Consider the following 16,623-nt stretch of genomic DNA (forward strand, 5'->3'; position numbering starts at 1 on the left):
AAATGAAACACCGCCCTCGGCTATACTCCCCGCATTTCGACCTAGGCACGAGGAATCACTGTGAAGAACTGGACGTTGCGCCAACGCATTTTGGCGAGTTTTGCGGTGATTATCGCCATCATGTTGCTGATGGTGGTGCTGTCGTACTCGCGACTGTTGAAGATCGAAGCCAGTGAAAACAGTGTCCGCGACGATGCGATTCCCGGTGTCTATTACAGCTCGATGATTCGTGGTGCCTGGGTCGACAGCTATCTGCAGACTCAGGAATTGCTCGGCCTCAAGGAAGGTCAGGGCATCAGCAGCGAAGACGCTGCCGAGTACAAGTCCTTTGAGAGCCGTCTGCAGGAGCAGATGGAGAATTACCGCAAGACCATGGCGACCGACGAGGACCGTAGCGAATTCGCCGCTTTCGTGAAGTACCACGATAACTACATGCAGATTCAAGACGCGGTGCTCGATTTGCACAAGCGCAATCTGGAAGCCGATGCGGTGAAACTGTTCCACGAGAAGCTCACGCCGGCGTGGTACAGCGGTCGCACGAAACTCAACGACATCATCGGCGAGAACAAGAAAGTTGCCGACCAGGCCATGGCCAATATCGACGATGCCGTGGCCGCCGCCAAAGTCAGTATGTTCATTTCCCTGCTGGTTGCGGTATTGGCTGCCGGTCTCTGCGGTTTGCTGTTGATGCGCGCGATCATGGCGCCGATGAACCGTATCGTGAAGATCCTCGAAACCATGCGCACCGGCGACCTCAGTTCGCGCCTGAACCTCGACCGCAAGGACGAGTTCGGCGCTGTCGAAACCGGCTTCAACGACATGATGACCGAGCTGACCTCGCTAGTGTCCCAGGCCCAGCGTTCGTCGGTGCAAGTGACCACGTCGGTCACCGAAATCGCTGCTACCTCCAAACAGCAACAAGCTACCGCCACCGAAACCGCCGCGACCACCACTGAGATCGGCGCGACCTCCCGCGAGATCGCCGCCACCTCGCGCGATCTGGTGCGCACCATGACCGAAGTATCGACCGCCGCCGATCAGGCTTCGGTGCTCGCCGGCTCGGGCCAGCAAGGCTTGGCGCGGATGGAAGACACCATGCACTCGGTGATGGGCGCCGCCGATCTGGTCAACGCCAAACTGGCAATTCTCAATGAGAAGGCCGGCAACATTAACCAAGTGGTGGTGACCATCGTCAAAGTCGCCGACCAGACTAACCTGCTCTCGCTCAACGCCGCGATCGAAGCGGAGAAGGCCGGTGAGTACGGTCGCGGTTTTGCCGTGGTCGCCACCGAAGTGCGACGTCTGGCGGATCAGACCGCTGTCGCCACTTATGACATCGAACAAATGGTCCGCGAGATTCAGTCGGCGGTGTCGGCCGGGGTGATGGGCATGGACAAATTCTCCGAAGAAGTGCGCCGCGGCATGTCCGAAGTGCAGCAGGTCGGCGAGCAGCTGTCGCAGATCATCCATCAAGTGCAGGCGCTGGCGCCGCGGGTGTTGATGGTCAATGAAGGCATGCAGGCCCAGGCCACCGGCGCCGAGCAGATCAACCATGCGCTGGTGCAGTTGGGCGATGCCAGCAGCCAGACCGTCGAGTCGCTGCGTCAGGCCAGTTTCGCCATCGACGAACTGAGCCAGGTGGCCGTCGGGCTGCGCAGCGGCGTTTCGCGATTCAAAGTCTGATGAGCGACATCATCGCCAAACGCGGTGCCGCGCCCGTGGCGAAGCCGGCGCTGTTCCTGCTGTTTCGCATCGGCAGCGAGCGTTACGCCTTGCGCGCCACCGAAGTGGCGGAAGTGCTGCCGCGCCTGCCGTTGAAAGCGATTGCCCGCGCGCCCCAATGGGTCGCCGGAGTGTTCGCCTATCGCGGCGCGGTGGTGCCAGTGATCGACCTCAGCGCGCTGACGTTCGGCCAATCGGCCGAGGCGCGCACCAGCACGCGTCTGGTGCTGGTGAACTACCGCCCGGACGGCACGCAAGCGGCGCAATGGCTCGGGCTGATCCTCGAACAGGCCACCGATACCCTGCGCTGCCATCCGCAGGAATTTCAGCCTTACGGTCTCGATAACCGTGAGGCGCCGTACCTCGGCCCGGTGCGCGAAGATGCGCAAGGGCTGGTGCAATGGGTGCGGGTCAATGACTTGCTCGATGAGTCCGTGCGTACGCTGTTGTTCCCCACTCCACCGCTGGACCCGGCGCAGCTTGAGGCGCAGCCATGAGCAACGATCAGCGCTTTTTCGACTTCCTCAAGGAACGTATTGGCCTCGACGTGACATCGGTGGGCCCGGCGATCATCGAGCGCGCGGTGCGGCAGCGCACGACGCTCTCGCAGGCCGCGCATGCCGATGAGTATTGGCAACTGCTGCAAGGCTCGCGCGATGAACAGCAAGCGCTGATCGAAGCAGTGATCGTCCCGGAAACCTGGTTTTTCCGTTACCCGGAATCGTTCGCCACCCTGGGCAAACTGGCGCGCAATCGCCTCAACGAGCTGAATAACATGCGCGCCTTGCGCATTCTCAGCCTGCCGTGTTCCACCGGCGAAGAACCCTATTCGATTGCCATGGCTTTGCTCGATGCCGGGCTCAAGCCGCATCAGTTCAAGGTCGATGGCATGGACGTCAGTCCGCTGTCGGTGGAAAAGGCGCGGCGGGCGCTGTACGGCAAGAACTCGTTTCGCGGCCAGGATCTGGACTATCGCGAACGGCATTTCAGCGCCGAGCAGGACGGCCATCGGGTCAATGAAAATGTCCGCGAGCAGGTGCGTCTGCAAGTCGGCAATGTGCTCGATCCGGCGTTGCTGGCCAGCGAACCGGCATTCGATTTCGTGTTCTGCCGCAACCTGCTGATCTATTTCGATCAGCCCACGCAGAAGCAAGTGTTCGAAGTGCTCAAACGCCTGACGCATGTCGACGGCGTGCTGTTTATCGGCCCGGCCGAGGGCAGTCTGCTTGGACGCTTGGGCATGCGTTCGATCGGCATCCCGCAGTCTTTTGCGTTCAGTCGTCATAGCGATCCGCATCCCGAGCCGCTGCCGACGCCAAAACCTGTCACGTTGCCGATCAGTCCAGCGCCACGCAGCCCGTCGCCGCTTCCGGTGCGCAATCGGCCGTTCAGCGCCGTAACGCCACTGCCGATCACCCGCAACAGTGCCAACCCGGACGCGGCAACATTGCTGGCGAACATCGCCGCGCTGGCCAACGAAGGCAAAAGCGCCGAAGCCCGGGCTGCCTGCGAACAGTATCTGCGCAGCCACGAGCCGGTGGCCCAAGTGTTTTACTGGCTCGGCCTGCTCAGCGATGTCGCTGGCCTGACGCTGGAAGCCCAAGGTTTCTACCGCAAGGCGCTGTATCTAGAACCGCAACATCCCGAAGCGTTGATGCACCTGGCCGCATTGCTGCAGGCCCAGGGCGACAGCGTCGGTGCCAGACGATTGCAGGAGCGCGCCGCCCGCAGCGGCCGCACCGCCGACAGTGAGCGTAAACGATGATCCCGTCCGACACCTTGAACGTCACCCACGAAGACGCCCGGGCGATCGACGATTGCTGGAACCGCATCGGCATCCATGGCGACAAGTCCTGTCCGCTGCTGGAAGAGCACATTCATTGCCGCAATTGCTCAGTGTATTCCGCCGCCGCCACGCGCCTGCTTGACCGATATGCCTTGCAGCAGGACGAGCGCGACCCGGTGGCCAGCGCCGTCGAAACGGATGTGAAAACCCGTTCGCTGCTGATGTTTCGCCTCGGTGAAGAATGGCTGGGGCTGGCCACGCGCAGCCTGGTCGAAGTCGCGCCGCTGCAGGCCATTCATTCCTTGCCGCATCAGCGCTCGCGGGCCTTGCTCGGCGTGGCCAATGTGCGTGGCGCGCTGGTGGCGTGTCTGTCGCTGGTTGAATTGCTTGATCTGGATGGCAACGCCGCACCAGCCAATGGCGCGCGAATCATGCCGCGCATGCTGATCATCGCCGCCCATGGCGGGCCGGTGGTGGTGCCGGTGGATGAGGTCGACGGTATTCATGCCATCGACGAGCGCATCCTTGATGCCGCCTCGCAATCCGGTGAGCAAGCCAGTGCCAAATTCACCCGTGGCGTTTTGCAGTTTCGCGGTCGCAGCCTGCGTTGGCTGGATGAAGAACAGTTGCTGTCCGCCGTGACCCGGAGCCTGACATGACCCCCGAGCAAATGCGCGACGCCTCCTTGCTGGAGCTGTTCAGCCTCGAAGCCGAAGCGCAGACCCAAGTGCTGAGTGCCGGGCTGCTGGCGCTGGAGCGTAATCCGACCCAGGCCGATCAACTCGAATCGTGCATGCGTGCGGCGCACTCGCTCAAGGGCGCGGCGCGGATTGTCGGCATCGACAGCGGCGTCAGCGTCGCCCATGTCATGGAAGATTGCCTGGTCAGTGCGCAGGAAGGACGGTTGTTGCTGCGTCCGGAACACATTGATGCGTTGTTGCAGGGCACGGATTTGCTGATGCGCATCGCCACCCCGGCGAATGCGCCGCAGCCGAGTGATATCGACGCTTACGTGGCGTTGATGGCGAGTTTGCTCGATCCGTCGACGCCGCCGGCAACGCGGATTGCACCGCCGATGGCCGAGTTGCAACTTCAAGCGCCGCCGCTCTTTGAACCCGCGCCAGCTCCGATCATGGACGCGCCGGTTGAATCCTCCGAATCGGCGCCACGCAAAAACAAGCGCACCACCGAAGGTGGCGAACGCGTCTTGCGCGTGACCGCCGAACGCCTGAACAGCCTGCTCGATCTGTCGAGCAAATCGCTGGTGGAAACCCAGCGCCTCAAGCCGCATCTGGCCACCATGCAGCGCCTCAAGCGCATGCAGAACAACGGTCTGCGCGCGCTGGAAAACCTCAACGTACACCTCAAGGAACACGCGCTGAGCCTTGAGGCGCAGGAAGCGCTGGAAGATGCACGGCGTCTGCTCGCCGAATCCCAGCAACTGCTCAGTGAGAAAAACGCCGAGCTGGACGAGTTCGCCTGGCAGGCCAGTCAGCGCGCCCAAGTACTCTACGACACTGCGCTGGCCTGCCGCATGCGCCCGTTCGCTGACGTGCTCACCGGTCAGGTGCGCATGGTTCGTGATTTGGGCCGTAGCCTGGGCAAGCAGGTGCGTCTGGAAATCGAAGGGGAAAAGACTCAGGTCGACCGCGATGTACTGGAGAAACTCGAAGCGCCGCTCACCCATTTGCTGCGCAACGCGGTCGATCACGGCATCGAAACCCCGGAGCAACGCCTGCTCAAAGGTAAACCCGAAGAGGGCCTGATCCGCCTGCGCGCCTCGCACCAGGCCGGTCTGCTGGTGCTGGAGTTAAGCGATGACGGCAACGGTGTCGACCTGGAAAAGGTCCGCCGCAGCATCGTCGAACGCCAGTTGTCCCCAGCCGAAACCGCGGCGCAGTTGAGCGAGGAAGAACTGCTGACCTTCCTGTTCCTGCCCGGTTTCAGCCTGCGCGACACGGTCACCGAAGTTTCCGGTCGGGGAGTCGGCCTTGATGCCGTTCAACACATGGTTCGCCAGTTGCGCGGTGCCGTGGTGCTGGAACAGGCAGCGGGCGAGGGCAGTCGCTTCCATCTCGAAGTACCGCTGACCTTGTCGGTGGTGCGCAGTCTGGTGGTGGAAGTCGGCGAAGAGGCGTATGCCTTCCCGCTGGCACATATCGAACGCATGTGTGATCTGGCACCTGAAGACATCGTGCAGGTCGAAGGCCGGCAGCATTTCTGGCACGAAGGCCTGCACGTCGGGCTGGTTGCGGCCAGCCAGTTGCTCAACCGCCCGGCCAGTCAGAACAGCGGCGAAACCCTTAAAGTCGTGGTGATTCGTGAGCGCGATGCCATTTACGGTGTTGCGGTCGAGCGCTTCATTGGCGAGCGCACGCTGGTGGTCTTGCCACTCGACGAGCGTCTGGGCAAAGTGCAGGACATCTCCGCCGGCGCCTTGCTCGATGATGGCTCGGTGGTGCTGATCGTCGATGTCGAGGACATGCTGCGCTCGGTCGACAAGCTGCTCAATACCGGACGCCTGGAACGCATCGCCCGCCACGGCAATCAGGCCGCCGAGGCCGCGCGCAAGCGGGTGCTGGTGGTCGACGATTCGCTGACCGTACGCGAACTGCAACGCAAGCTGCTGCTCAATCGCGGCTACGACGTCGCGGTGGCGGTGGACGGCATGGACGGTTGGAACGCACTGCGTTCGGAGGACTTCGATTTGCTCATCACCGACATCGATATGCCGCGCATGGACGGCATCGAGCTGGTCACCCTGCTGCGCCGCGACAACCGTCTGCAATCGCTGCCGGTGATGGTCGTGTCGTACAAGGATCGTGAAGAGGATCGTCGCCGTGGCCTGGACGCCGGGGCGGACTATTATTTAGCCAAAGCCAGTTTTCATGACGACGCCCTGCTCGACGCAGTGGTCGAGCTCATCGGAGGAGCGCGGGCATGAAGATCGCAATCGTCAACGACATGCCAATGGCGGTGGAGGCGCTGCGCCGGGCACTGGCCTTCGAGCCGGCGCATCAGGTGGTCTGGGTCGCCCGCAACGGCGCCGAGGCGGTGCAGTTGTGCGCCGAAAAAACCCCGGATCTGATCCTGATGGATTTGATCATGCCGGTGATGGACGGCGTTGAAGCCACCCGGCGGATCATGGCCGAGACACCGTGCGCCATCGTCATCGTCACGGTCGACCGCCAGCAGAACGTCCATCGCGTCTTCGAGGCCATGGGCCACGGCGCGCTGGACGTGGTCGATACCCCGGCACTCGGCGCCGGTGATGCACGTGAAGCGGCGGCGCCGTTGCTGCGCAAGATCCTCAATATTGGCTGGCTGATCGGCGACAAGGCACCGCGCTCGCGCCCGGCACCGACACCTCCGCGCAGCTCGGGATCGCGCCAGCGACTGGTGGCGATCGGTTCATCGGCGGGCGGCCCGGCAGCGCTGGAAGTGTTGCTCAAAGGCCTGCCCCGGGACTTCTCGGCAGCGATTGTGCTGGTGCAGCACGTCGATCAGGTCTTTGCCGCCGGCATGGCCGAATGGCTGGCCAGTGCCAGCGGCCTGGATGTACGTCTGGCCCGCGAAGGCGAACCGCCGCAAGCCGGCGCGGTGCTGCTGGCCGGCACCAACCATCATATTCGTCTACTCAAGAACGGCACGCTGGCTTACACCGCCGAGCCGGTCAATGAGATCTACCGGCCCTCCATCGACGTGTTTTTCGAAAGTGTCGCCAGTTACTGGAACGGTGATGCGGTCGGGGTTTTATTGACCGGGATGGGACGCGACGGGGCGCAAGGGCTTAAGCTCATGCGCCAACAGGGGTACCTGACCATCGCGCAGGATCAGCAAAGCAGTGCGGTGTACGGCATGCCCAAGGCCGCTGCAGCCATTGATGCCGCCGTAGAAATTCGTCCACTGGAAAAGATAGCGCCACGATTGCTGGAGATTTTCCCCAAATGAACCGATTTATCCGCAATCCTGGCCCGCGCAGTACTCAGGTGACCGCCCATGAATGACTTACAGATCGACGACATTAAAACCGACGAAAACGCCGCCATGGTGTTGTTGGTGGACGATCAGGCGATGATCGGCGAAGCCGTGCGCCGTGGGCTGTCGAACGAAGAGAACATCGACTTCCACTTCTGCTCCGACCCGCATCAGGCCATCGCGCAAGCGGTGCGGATCAAGCCGACGGTGATTCTTCAGGATCTGGTCATGCCCGGTCTCGATGGCCTCAGCCTGGTGCGCGAATACCGCAATCACCCGGCGACCAAAGACATTCCGATCATCGTGTTGTCGACCAAGGAAGATCCGCTGATCAAGAGCGCGGCGTTTTCGGCCGGGGCCAACGATTATCTGGTGAAACTGCCGGACACCATCGAACTGGTAGCGCGCATCCGCTATCACTCGCGTTCCTACATGACGCTATTGCAGCGGGATGCGGCCTATCGCGCGTTGCGGGTCAGCCAGCAGCAATTGCTCGACACCAATCTGGTGCTGCAACGGCTGATGAACTCCGATGGCCTGACCGGTTTGTCCAATCGCCGTCACTTTGACGAGTATCTGGAACTGGAATGGCGCCGTTCGCTGCGCGATCAGAGCCAGTTGTCGCTGCTGATGATCGACGTCGATTACTTCAAGTCCTACAACGACAGCTTCGGTCACGTCGAGGGCGACGAAGCGCTGCGCAAGGTCGCCACGGCGATTCGTGACGCCAGTGCGCGACCGTCGGACTTGCCGGCCCGTTATGGCGGCGAAGAGTTTGCGCTGGTGTTGCCGAATACCTCGCCGGGCGGCGCGCGGCTGGTGGCCGAGAAGCTACGGCAGACCGTGGCCTCGCTGAAGATTCCGCACAACACCCCGGCGGATGGCGCGAGCCTGACCATCAGCATTGGCCTGGCGACCATGGTGCCGCAGGCGGGCAACGATTGCCGCCTGCTGATTTCGGCGGCAGATCGTGGCCTGTACCTGGCCAAAAACAACGGTCGTAACCAGGTCGGCATCGAATAACCGCCGCAATTCCCTGTAGGAGCTGCCGCAGGCTGCGATCTTTTGATCTGTTTCTAAAATCAAAGTCAAAAGATCGCAGCCTTCGGCAGCTCCTACAGGTGAAATGTGTCAAGCGAATCGCCTCAACACCCGCCAGACGGGCTGCCGTCACAGCCTGATTACGTTATACTCGCCGGCTTTCAAAAGTTCGCCAACGAGTGCTGCCCGTCATGGAAATCAACCCGATCCTGAACACCATCAAGGACCTGTCCGAGCGCTCCGAAACTATTCGGGGGTATCTTTGACTACGATCAAAAGCATGAGCGTCTGACTGAAGTCAATCGCGAGCTTGAAGATCCAAGCGTCTGGAACAAACCTGAATACGCCCAGGAACTGGGTCGCGAGCGCGCCGCGCTGGCACAGATCGTCGATACCCTCGACGAACTGAACGCCGGTCTGGCCGATTGCCGCGACCTGCTGGACATGGCCGTCGAAGAAAACGACGAAGGCGCAGTGGGCGATGTCGTCGCCGAGCTGGCCCGTCTCGAGGAAAATCTGGCCAAGCTGGAATTCCGCCGCATGTTCAGCCATGAAATGGACCCGAACAACGCCTACCTGGACATCCAGGCCGGTTCCGGCGGCACCGAAGCCCAGGACTGGGCCAACATCCTCCTGCGCATGTACCTGCGCTGGGCGGATAAACGCGGTTTCGACGCGACCATCATGGAACTGTCGGCCGGTGAAGTTGCCGGTATCAAAGGTGCGACCGTGCACATCAAGGGCGAATACGCCTTTGGCTGGCTACGTACCGAAATCGGCGTGCACCGTCTGGTGCGCAAGAGCCCGTTCGACTCCGGCAACCGTCGCCACACCTCGTTCTCCGCGGTGTTCGTCTCGCCAGAGATCGACGACAAGGTCGAAATCGAAATCAACCCGGCAGACCTGCGGATCGACACCTATCGTTCCTCCGGTGCCGGTGGTCAGCACGTAAACACCACCGACTCGGCCGTACGTATCACCCACGTACCGACCAACACCGTGGTCAGCTGCCAGAACGAACGTTCCCAGCACGCCAACAAGGACACCGCCATGAAAATGCTGCGGGCCAAGTTGTACGAGCAGGAAATGCAGAAACGCAACGCCGCGTCGCAAGCGCTGGAAGACACCAAGTCGGACATCGGCTGGGGTCACCAGATTCGCTCGTACGTGCTCGATGCGTCGCGGATCAAGGATCTGCGCACCAACATCGAACGCAGCGACTGCGACAAGGTACTCGACGGCGACATCGACGAATACCTGTATGCCAGCCTGAAATCCGGGCTGTAAAAAGACGCGATACAGCATCGGCAGATCCAAGCCGATCCCTGTAGGAGCCAGCCCTGCTGGCGATCCCCGGGCCGCAAGGTCCGGGGGCAACGAACCTGATGGAATATCTAAAGACATGAGCGACCAACAACTCGACCCGCAAGCCCTGCAACAGGAAGAAAACTCCCTGATCGCCCTGCGCAAGGAAAAGCTGGCTGCCGAGCGCGCCAAGGGCAACGCCTTCCCGAACGACTTCCGCCGCGAAAACTACTGCGAAGATCTGCAGAAGAAATACGCGGACAAGACCAAGGAAGAGCTGGCAGAGGCTGCAATCCCGGTCAAGGTTGCCGGTCGCATCATGCTCAACCGTGGCTCGTTCATGGTGATCCAGGACATGACCGGTCGCATCCAGGTCTACGTCAACCGTAAAACCCTGTCGGAAGACACTCTGGCCGCGGTGAAAACCTGGGACATGGGCGACATCATTGCTGCCGAAGGTACCCTGGCGCGTTCCGGCAAGGGCGACCTGTACGTTGAAATGACCAGCGTGCGTCTGCTGACCAAGTCGCTGCGTCCGCTGCCGGACAAGCACCACGGCCTGACCGACACCGAACAGCGCTACCGTCAGCGCTACGTTGACCTGATCGTCAACGACGAAGTGCGCCAGACTTTCCGCGTGCGTTCGCAAGTGATCGCGCACATCCGCAGCTTCCTGATGAAGCGCGACTTCCTTGAAGTCGAAACGCCGATGCTGCAGACCATTCCGGGCGGCGCTGCGGCCAAGCCGTTCGAAACCCACCACAACGCGCTGGACATGGAAATGTTCCTGCGTATCGCCCCGGAGCTGTACCTCAAGCGTCTGGTGGTCGGTGGCTTTGAAAAGGTCTTCGAGATCAACCGCAACTTCCGTAACGAAGGCGTTTCGACGCGTCACAACCCAGAATTCACCATGTTGGAGTTCTACCAGGCGTACGCCGACTACGAAGACAACATGGACCTGACCGAAGAACTGTTCCGTGAACTGGCGCAGCTGGTTCTGGGCAGCACCGACGTGCCGTACGGCGACAAGGTGTTCCACTTCGGCGAGCCGTTCGTACGCCTGTCGGTGTTCGACTCGATCCTCAAGTACAACCCTGAGCTGACCGCCGATGATCTGAACGACATCGACAAGGCTCGCGCCATCGCCAAGAAGGCCGGTGCCAAGGTGCTGGGCTTCGAAGGTCTGGGCAAGCTGCAAGTGATGATTTTCGAAGAACTGGTCGAGCACAAGCTGGAGCAGCCGCACTTCATCACTCAGTACCCGTTCGAAGTGTCGCCGCTGGCCCGTCGTAACGACGACAACCCGAACGTCACTGATCGTTTCGAGCTGTTCATCGGTGGCCGTGAAATCGCCAACGCCTACTCCGAGTTGAACGACGCGGAAGACCAGGCCGAGCGCTTCATGGCGCAGGTGGCCGACAAGGACGCCGGCGACGACGAAGCCATGCACTACGACGCCGACTTCGTTCGCGCGCTGGAGTACGGCATGCCGCCAACGGCCGGTGAAGGCATCGGCATCGACCGTCTGGTGATGTTGCTGACCAACTCGCCGTCGATCCGCGATGTGATCCTGTTCCCGCACATGCGACCGCAAGCGTAAACGTTTCAGTTAAAAAGCCGCCTAAAACAGGCGGCTTTTTATTGCCTGTCTGGTACAAATGTATCAATTGGTTAATTTCGCAATAGCAGAGGAAGTTCTGTCGTGATGGGTGCAATAGCTCAAGAAGGTGCAGCGGGTATCGCCACTGCGGTCGCTGAAAGTGTTCAGTACCAGGGTCGCAAGGCCAGCCGACAGGGCAGTGAGCAGCGTCGACAGGACATTCTCGACGCGGCGATGAGGATTGTCGTGCGCGACGGCGTACGTGCGGTGCGCCATCGCGCAGTGGCCGCCGAGGCTGGTGTGCCGTTGTCGGCGACTACCTATTACTTCAAGGACATCGACGACCTGCTCACCGATACCTTCGCTCAATACGTCGAGCGCAGCGCGGCGTACATGGCCAAGCTGTGGATCAACAATGAAGGTCTGCTGCGTGACATGGTCGTCAGTGGTGACGGCAGCCCCGAATCGCGTTCGCAACTGGCCGATGACATTGCGCGGTTGATGGCCGACTACGTGCATCGACAATTGGTTAACCGTCGCGAGCATTTGATGGCCGAGCAGGCATTCCGTCAGGAAGCGCTGCTCAACCCGCGCCTGGCAATTCTGGTGCGTTCGCATCAGCAGATTCTGCTGCAGGGCACCTGCCAGTTGTTCCAGGTCTTGGGTTCGCGTGAACCGCAGCAGGATGCCAAGGTGTTGACGGCGATTATCGGACGGATGGAATATCAGGGCCTGCTCAACGACACCGAGCCTTTGGCCGAAGAGGACATGCTCGGGATTCTGACGCGCTACATGCACTTGGTGCTCGCATCGGTCTGAACTGCGCTGATCGTTCCTCACGCTCTGCGTGGGAATGCCGCCCGGGACGCTCCGCGTCCCTTGCCGACATGACGCAGAGCGTCAGTGGATGCATTCCCACGCAGAGCGTGGGAACGATCGATCACCATGAGGGCGGCGAATGTTCATAGGGAGTATTGAATGAAAGCCTGGCGTGGCGTGCTGATCGCCTTGTCGTTCCTGCTGCTCAGCGGCTGTCTGGTGACCTTCAAGGAACCGCTGGCCACTACTGACCCGGCGCCCAAGGGCTTGCTCGGCAAATGGTCGAGCACCAATGCCTGGGGCGAGCCGATGAACCTTGAGCTGACGCGCCTGGGCAACGATCGCTATCAGGCCGTCACGTACTTCAAGGCCAAGCCCCGTGAACGCGAAGCCTATCCGTTCACCGTCTCGCGCCACGGCAGCCGCTGGTACCTGTCGGCGAAAGTCCCGGCGCAGTACGGCGGCCACTACACCATCGCCGGTTTCGAACTCACCGATAAACACGAACTGGTGGTCTATAACCTCGACCTTGAGCAGATCAACCAGGCGATCAAACAAAAAAACCTCGACGGTCAGGCCTTCCAGACCGACGATGGCGACGGTGTGCAAGTCGACAGCAGTCTCGACAAGGTCTTTGCTTACCTCGACGATCCGGCCAATTCCGATGTCTTCGTTGAAGCCGTGCGCTACCAGCGCCAGACCCGCGCCCAATAATTCATTACGTCAGGTTTTCTACAGGAGTTTCGGGTGGACGATTACCAGCAGACGATACGCATGTTGTCCGACCGCATTGTGCTGGCGCAGACACCGATCCGTGTGCTCGACGCGGTCAAGTGGGACGAGAACATCCGCAAGGGCTTCCTCAAGGCCAAAGGCAAGGAAATGCCGGCGGTGGATCGCGACTACTACCTCAATCGGCCACTGAGTTTCGATTCAAGCAAGGTCAAACTGGAATTCCAGAACATCGAGCGTGACATCACCCGCCAGCTCGGCCAGTTCAACCCGGTCGGGCAGATCATGCGGCGCATGTGCAAGGAATACCGCATGGTGGTGCGCATGCTCGAAGCGCGCGGCACCGAGGATTTCGGCCTGATCTCGCAGGAGTTGTACGGCGCCGCGTCCGATGCCTTCCACGCCGGTGACCCGACCCTGGCTGACCTCGGCCTGATGATGTCCGACTATTTGAACAACATCGATGGCCGTGGCGATCTGAAGGATGAGCCAAAAGTCCTCACCGCCAAAGACGCGGTGCATCTGCTGCAGACCCGTCTGAACAAGGTGTTCGGTGAAGCTGAAGAAACCATTCGCGTGTTCGAGTCCGACGGCATCGTCGCTGACGCGGCGGCGGGCGCGGATTACATCAAGATCCGCACCGACGCGATGTTCAACGATCGCGACGTGCGTGCGCTGGAAGTCCATGAGGGGCTGGTGCACGTAGGCACCACGCTTAACGGCCTGAACCAGCCAATCTGCACCTTCCTGTCCAAAGGCCCGCCATCTTCGACGGTGACCCAGGAAGGCCTGGCGATCCTGATGGAGATCATCACCTTTGCTTCCTACCCAAGCCGTCTGCGCAAACTGACCAACCGCACCCGCGCCATTCATATGGTCGAGGAGGGCGCCGACTTCCTGCAGATATTCGAATTCTTCCGCGAGCAGGGCTTCGAAATGGCGGAAAGCTACGGCAACGCCAGTCGCGTTTTCCGTGGATCGACACCGAACGGTCTGCCATTCACCAAAGACTTGTCCTACCTCAAGGGCTTTATCATGGTTTACAACTACATTCAGTTGGCCGTGCGTAAGGGCAAGCTTGAGCAGATCCCGCTGTTGTTCTGCGGCAAGACCACGCTGGAAGACATGCGTACGTTGCGTCAATTGGTGGATGAAGGGTTGGTGGTGCCGCCTAAGTATCTGCCGGAGCAGTTCCGCGACATGAATGCGTTGTCGGCGTGGATGTGTTTCTCCAATTTCCTCAATCATTTGAGCCTGGACCGGATCGAAGCGGATTACTCCAACATCCTCTAGCCCACTACAGACCGATCGTTCCCACGCTCCGCGTGGGAATGCCGCCATGGACGCTCCGCGTCCACTGTGACGCAGAGCGTCACGGGATGCATTCCCACGCAGAGCGTGGGAACGATCTGAACCTGAATTTTTGCGAGGTTTCACCGGATGAGAATCCTCGGCATCATCTGCCTGCTTCTGACCCTCAGCGGTTGCAGCTCTTTGTTGTTCTACCCCGAACCGGGGCAGATCTTCACCCCGGAAAAAGCCAGGCTCGAATACCGCACCGTTACGCTGGTCACGGCGGATGGCCTCAAGCTCAACGCCTGGTGGCTGCCGGCCAAACCCGGCGTCGAGGTCAAAGGCACCGTGCTGCACCTGCACGGTAACGGCGGCAATCTGCCGATGCATCTCGGCGGCAGTTGGTGGTTGCCAAAAAACGGCTATCAAGTGCTGTTGGTGGACTATCGCGGTTATGGCCTGTCCGAGGGCAAGCCGAGTTTGCCGGCGATCTATCAGGACATCGACGCCGCGTTCGCCTGGCTCGACAAGGCGCCGGATGTCAAAGGCAAGCCGCTGATTCTGCTCGGTCAGAGCCTCGGCGGTTCGATGGCCGTGCATTGGCTGGTGCAGCATCCAGAGCGGCAGAAACAGCTCAAGGCCTTGGTGCTCGATGGTGTACCCGCCAGCTATCGCAGCGTCGGCCAATACGCGCTCAGCACCTCGTGGCTGACCTGGCCGTTCCAGGTGCCACTGTCGTGGCTGGTGCCGGACAGTGACAGCGCAATCCATTCGATGCCGCAGCTCAACGGCGTGCCGAAGCTGATCTTTCACAGCATTGACGATCCGCTGGTGCCGCTTTCCAACGGCATCCGCCTGTATCAAGCTGCGCCGCCCCCGCGTGTGCTGCAACTGACCCGTGGCGGCCATGTGCAGACCTTCGGTGATCCGGTGTGGCGCCAGGTGATGCTGCGCTATCTGGACGATCCCGAGCATTTCAACGGCCTGCGCCGCCTCGGCGAAATCCCTAATTTCCCGACACCCCCGAATTCTGAAGATGAGAGTCCGCAATGAGTGAAGAACGTAACGCCATCCCGCTGATCATCACCGGTATCTGCAGCATCCTCGGCACCGTCGGGGCGTTGTGGTACTACGGTTACCTGCATTTCGCCAAACCCGAGGATGCGTTGCTGCTCAACGACTTCACCATGCTCAAGACCGTGCCGGGCGAAGACTACAAAGTCTCGCTCGACCCGGCGCCGCAAGTGGCGCAGTGCATCGATGGCGTGCTGGTGTTGTTCGATACCGAGCAGAAAGGTTTGACCGGTGTACTGATCAACGCGCAGAAAAAAGCCGTGCGCTGCATGGGTGAAGAGACCCCGCAAAAACTCCAGCCTTAAAAGCAAAAGATCGCAGCCTTCGGCAGCACCTACAGGAAACGCATTCCAATGTAGGAGCTGCCGAAGGCTGCGATCTTTTGATCTAAAAAAGCCCCGCCTGATCACTCAAGCGGGGCTTTTGCGCTACAGCAGGGCGCTTAGTTCGAGCTGACTGCCGAACGTGGCACAACCGGCTGGTTGTCGTTGGAAATGGTCACTTCCACACGACGGTTCATCGCACGGCCGGAGACGCTGCCGTTCTCGGCAACCGGGTATTCCTTGCCGTAGCCCTGAGCGACGATGCGCGCGGGATCAACGCCCATTTTCACCAGAGCGGTACGTACGGAATTGGCGCGACGTTCAGACAGAGTCTGGTTGTGGCTCGCAGTACCGGTGCTGTCGGTGTAACCCTCGACGATCACTTTGCGATCCGGGTTTTCCTGAAGGAACTGCGCCAGTTTGTTGATGTTGACCAGACCGCTGGATTTCAGGTCGGCACGGTCGGTGGCGAACAGCACGTCGCCGAAGGTCACCAGCGTACCGCGATCGGTCTGCTTGGCGTTCAGGCTGTCCTGCAGCTGTTTGATCTGCTGATCACGCGCATCCAGACGCGCCTGGGCACGTTGGGCTGCAGCGTTCTTCAGATTGTTTTCAGCGGTGCGCAGGGCGATGGTCTGCTTGGCCACTTCCACGCGCTGGTTGGTCAGGTAGGCCAGTTGGTCGACCTTGGCTGCGTCTTGCTTGTCCAGATAAGCCTTGTCGGCCTTGTCGAGGTAATCACTGGCGTCTTTGGTTTCCAGCGCCGCGACTTTGCTCGCTTGCGGGTTGGCTTGCAGGCCGGCGTAGTTGGTGCGTGCCTGTTCCAGATTCGGGTTAGGTGGAGTCGAGCAGGCAGCCAGAGCGACACTTGCGGCCAGAAGAGCTGGAATCATCAGTTGCTTACGCATAATTTTTCGTCCTTTCTATCGATAAAGTTTCAGCGTTGCCAT

Annotated in this window: 15 protein-coding genes; 14 read left to right on the forward strand and 1 reads right to left on the reverse strand. The window is 60.6% G+C overall.

Annotated features, from left to right (window positions below; all coding sequences use genetic code 11):
* Positions 1–60 precede the first annotated feature (60 nt).
* The 14 genes from CQ009_RS15445 (at position 61) to CQ009_RS15515 (ending at position 15,655) form a co-directional block, all read left to right on the forward strand.
* Positions 61–1,683 carry a methyl-accepting chemotaxis protein gene (locus CQ009_RS15445; protein WP_064393231.1) on the forward strand — a complete coding sequence of 541 codons (1,623 nt, stop codon included), beginning with the start codon at positions 61–63 and terminating at the stop codon, positions 1,681–1,683.
* Entirely contained in the window at positions 1,683–2,219 is a 537-nt protein-coding gene (locus CQ009_RS15450) for a chemotaxis protein CheW (RefSeq protein ID WP_105707276.1), read from the forward strand. Before CQ009_RS15445 ends, CQ009_RS15450 begins: the two co-directional genes overlap by 1 nt.
* Positions 2,216–3,487, forward strand: a complete 1,272-nt coding sequence (locus tag CQ009_RS15455; RefSeq protein ID WP_105707278.1) for a CheR family methyltransferase — start codon at positions 2,216–2,218, stop codon at positions 3,485–3,487. The genes CQ009_RS15450 and CQ009_RS15455 overlap by 4 nt, the downstream gene beginning before the upstream one ends.
* Complete coding sequence (locus CQ009_RS15460) at positions 3,484–4,167, forward strand: chemotaxis protein CheW (protein ID WP_105707280.1); 684 nt, start codon at positions 3,484–3,486, stop codon at positions 4,165–4,167. The genes CQ009_RS15455 and CQ009_RS15460 overlap by 4 nt, the downstream gene beginning before the upstream one ends.
* Positions 4,164–6,452: a hybrid sensor histidine kinase/response regulator gene (locus CQ009_RS15465; RefSeq protein WP_105707282.1), complete on the forward strand. Its 2,289-nt coding sequence runs from the start codon at positions 4,164–4,166 to the stop codon at positions 6,450–6,452. Before CQ009_RS15460 ends, CQ009_RS15465 begins: the two co-directional genes overlap by 4 nt.
* The gene (locus tag CQ009_RS15470) at positions 6,449–7,459 is read left to right on the forward strand and encodes a chemotaxis response regulator protein-glutamate methylesterase (protein WP_105707284.1); all 1,011 of its coding nucleotides are present in this window, start codon (positions 6,449–6,451) and stop codon (positions 7,457–7,459) included. The genes CQ009_RS15465 and CQ009_RS15470 overlap by 4 nt, the downstream gene beginning before the upstream one ends.
* A gap of 48 nt (positions 7,460–7,507) precedes the next feature.
* The gene (locus tag CQ009_RS15475; protein WP_064393226.1) at positions 7,508–8,509 is read left to right on the forward strand and encodes a PleD family two-component system response regulator; all 1,002 of its coding nucleotides are present in this window, start codon (positions 7,508–7,510) and stop codon (positions 8,507–8,509) included.
* Between the two features lie 209 nt (positions 8,510–8,718).
* Positions 8,719–9,814 (forward strand): peptide chain release factor 2 gene (gene prfB, locus CQ009_RS15480; RefSeq protein ID WP_105707287.1). Its coding sequence is split into 2 segments (ribosomal slippage): positions 8,719–8,790 and positions 8,792–9,814, totalling 1,095 coding nucleotides; the frame shifts between segments, so codons are not numbered across the junction.
* Positions 9,815–9,929: 115 nt separating this feature from the next.
* Positions 9,930–11,432, forward strand: coding sequence for a lysine--tRNA ligase (gene lysS / locus CQ009_RS15485; protein WP_064120555.1), 1,503 nt, complete (start codon positions 9,930–9,932; stop codon positions 11,430–11,432).
* Positions 11,433–11,537: 105 nt separating this feature from the next.
* Positions 11,538–12,251 (forward strand): TetR/AcrR family transcriptional regulator, encoded by a 714-nt coding sequence (locus CQ009_RS15490; RefSeq protein WP_105707289.1) that lies wholly within the window; start codon positions 11,538–11,540, stop codon positions 12,249–12,251.
* Positions 12,252–12,410: 159 nt separating this feature from the next.
* Positions 12,411–12,965, forward strand: coding sequence for a hypothetical protein (locus CQ009_RS15500; protein WP_064393224.1), 555 nt, complete (start codon positions 12,411–12,413; stop codon positions 12,963–12,965).
* Positions 12,966–13,025: 60 nt separating this feature from the next.
* Entirely contained in the window at positions 13,026–14,276 is a 1,251-nt protein-coding gene (locus CQ009_RS15505; protein ID WP_177330993.1) for a flavohemoglobin expression-modulating QEGLA motif protein, read from the forward strand.
* A 147-nt stretch (positions 14,277–14,423) separates the two neighbouring features.
* A complete protein-coding gene (locus CQ009_RS15510; RefSeq protein ID WP_105707293.1) occupies positions 14,424–15,329 on the forward strand; it encodes an alpha/beta hydrolase in 906 nt (301 codons plus the stop codon).
* Positions 15,326–15,655: a hypothetical protein gene (locus tag CQ009_RS15515; RefSeq protein WP_064393221.1), complete on the forward strand. Its 330-nt coding sequence runs from the start codon at positions 15,326–15,328 to the stop codon at positions 15,653–15,655. Before CQ009_RS15510 ends, CQ009_RS15515 begins: the two co-directional genes overlap by 4 nt.
* Before the next feature lie 137 nt (positions 15,656–15,792).
* Here CQ009_RS15515 and CQ009_RS15520 read toward each other — a convergent pair whose 3' ends face one another.
* Positions 15,793–16,581, reverse strand: a complete 789-nt coding sequence (locus CQ009_RS15520; RefSeq protein WP_064393220.1) for an OmpA family protein — start codon at positions 16,579–16,581, stop codon at positions 15,793–15,795.
* Positions 16,582–16,623: the final 42 nt, after the last annotated feature.

The organism is Pseudomonas sp. MYb2 (genome assembly GCF_002979955.1).
Lineage (GTDB): Bacteria > Pseudomonadota > Gammaproteobacteria > Pseudomonadales > Pseudomonadaceae > Aquipseudomonas.

What these genes read in the sequence shown, in the direction of transcription:
- CQ009_RS15450 (WP_105707276.1), top strand. Translation starts at nt 1,683, where the DNA reads ATGAGCGACATCATCGCCAAACGCGGTGCCGCGCCCGTGGCGAAGCCG.
- CQ009_RS15455 (WP_105707278.1), top strand. Translation starts at nt 2,216, where the DNA reads ATGAGCAACGATCAGCGCTTTTTCGACTTCCTCAAGGAACGTATTGGC.
- CQ009_RS15460 (WP_105707280.1), top strand. Translation starts at nt 3,484, where the DNA reads ATGATCCCGTCCGACACCTTGAACGTCACCCACGAAGACGCCCGGGCG.
- CQ009_RS15465 (WP_105707282.1), top strand. Translation starts at nt 4,164, where the DNA reads ATGACCCCCGAGCAAATGCGCGACGCCTCCTTGCTGGAGCTGTTCAGC.
- CQ009_RS15470 (WP_105707284.1), top strand. Translation starts at nt 6,449, where the DNA reads ATGAAGATCGCAATCGTCAACGACATGCCAATGGCGGTGGAGGCGCTG.
- CQ009_RS15475 (WP_064393226.1), top strand. Translation starts at nt 7,508, where the DNA reads ATGAATGACTTACAGATCGACGACATTAAAACCGACGAAAACGCCGCC.
- lysS (WP_064120555.1), top strand. Translation starts at nt 9,930, where the DNA reads ATGAGCGACCAACAACTCGACCCGCAAGCCCTGCAACAGGAAGAAAAC.
- CQ009_RS15490 (WP_105707289.1), top strand. Translation starts at nt 11,538, where the DNA reads ATGGGTGCAATAGCTCAAGAAGGTGCAGCGGGTATCGCCACTGCGGTC.
- CQ009_RS15500 (WP_064393224.1), top strand. Translation starts at nt 12,411, where the DNA reads ATGAAAGCCTGGCGTGGCGTGCTGATCGCCTTGTCGTTCCTGCTGCTC.
- CQ009_RS15505 (WP_177330993.1), top strand. Translation starts at nt 13,026, where the DNA reads ATGTTGTCCGACCGCATTGTGCTGGCGCAGACACCGATCCGTGTGCTC.
- CQ009_RS15510 (WP_105707293.1), top strand. Translation starts at nt 14,424, where the DNA reads ATGAGAATCCTCGGCATCATCTGCCTGCTTCTGACCCTCAGCGGTTGC.
- CQ009_RS15515 (WP_064393221.1), top strand. Translation starts at nt 15,326, where the DNA reads ATGAGTGAAGAACGTAACGCCATCCCGCTGATCATCACCGGTATCTGC.
- CQ009_RS15520 (WP_064393220.1), bottom strand. Translation starts at nt 16,581, where the DNA reads ATGCGTAAGCAACTGATGATTCCAGCTCTTCTGGCCGCAAGTGTCGCT.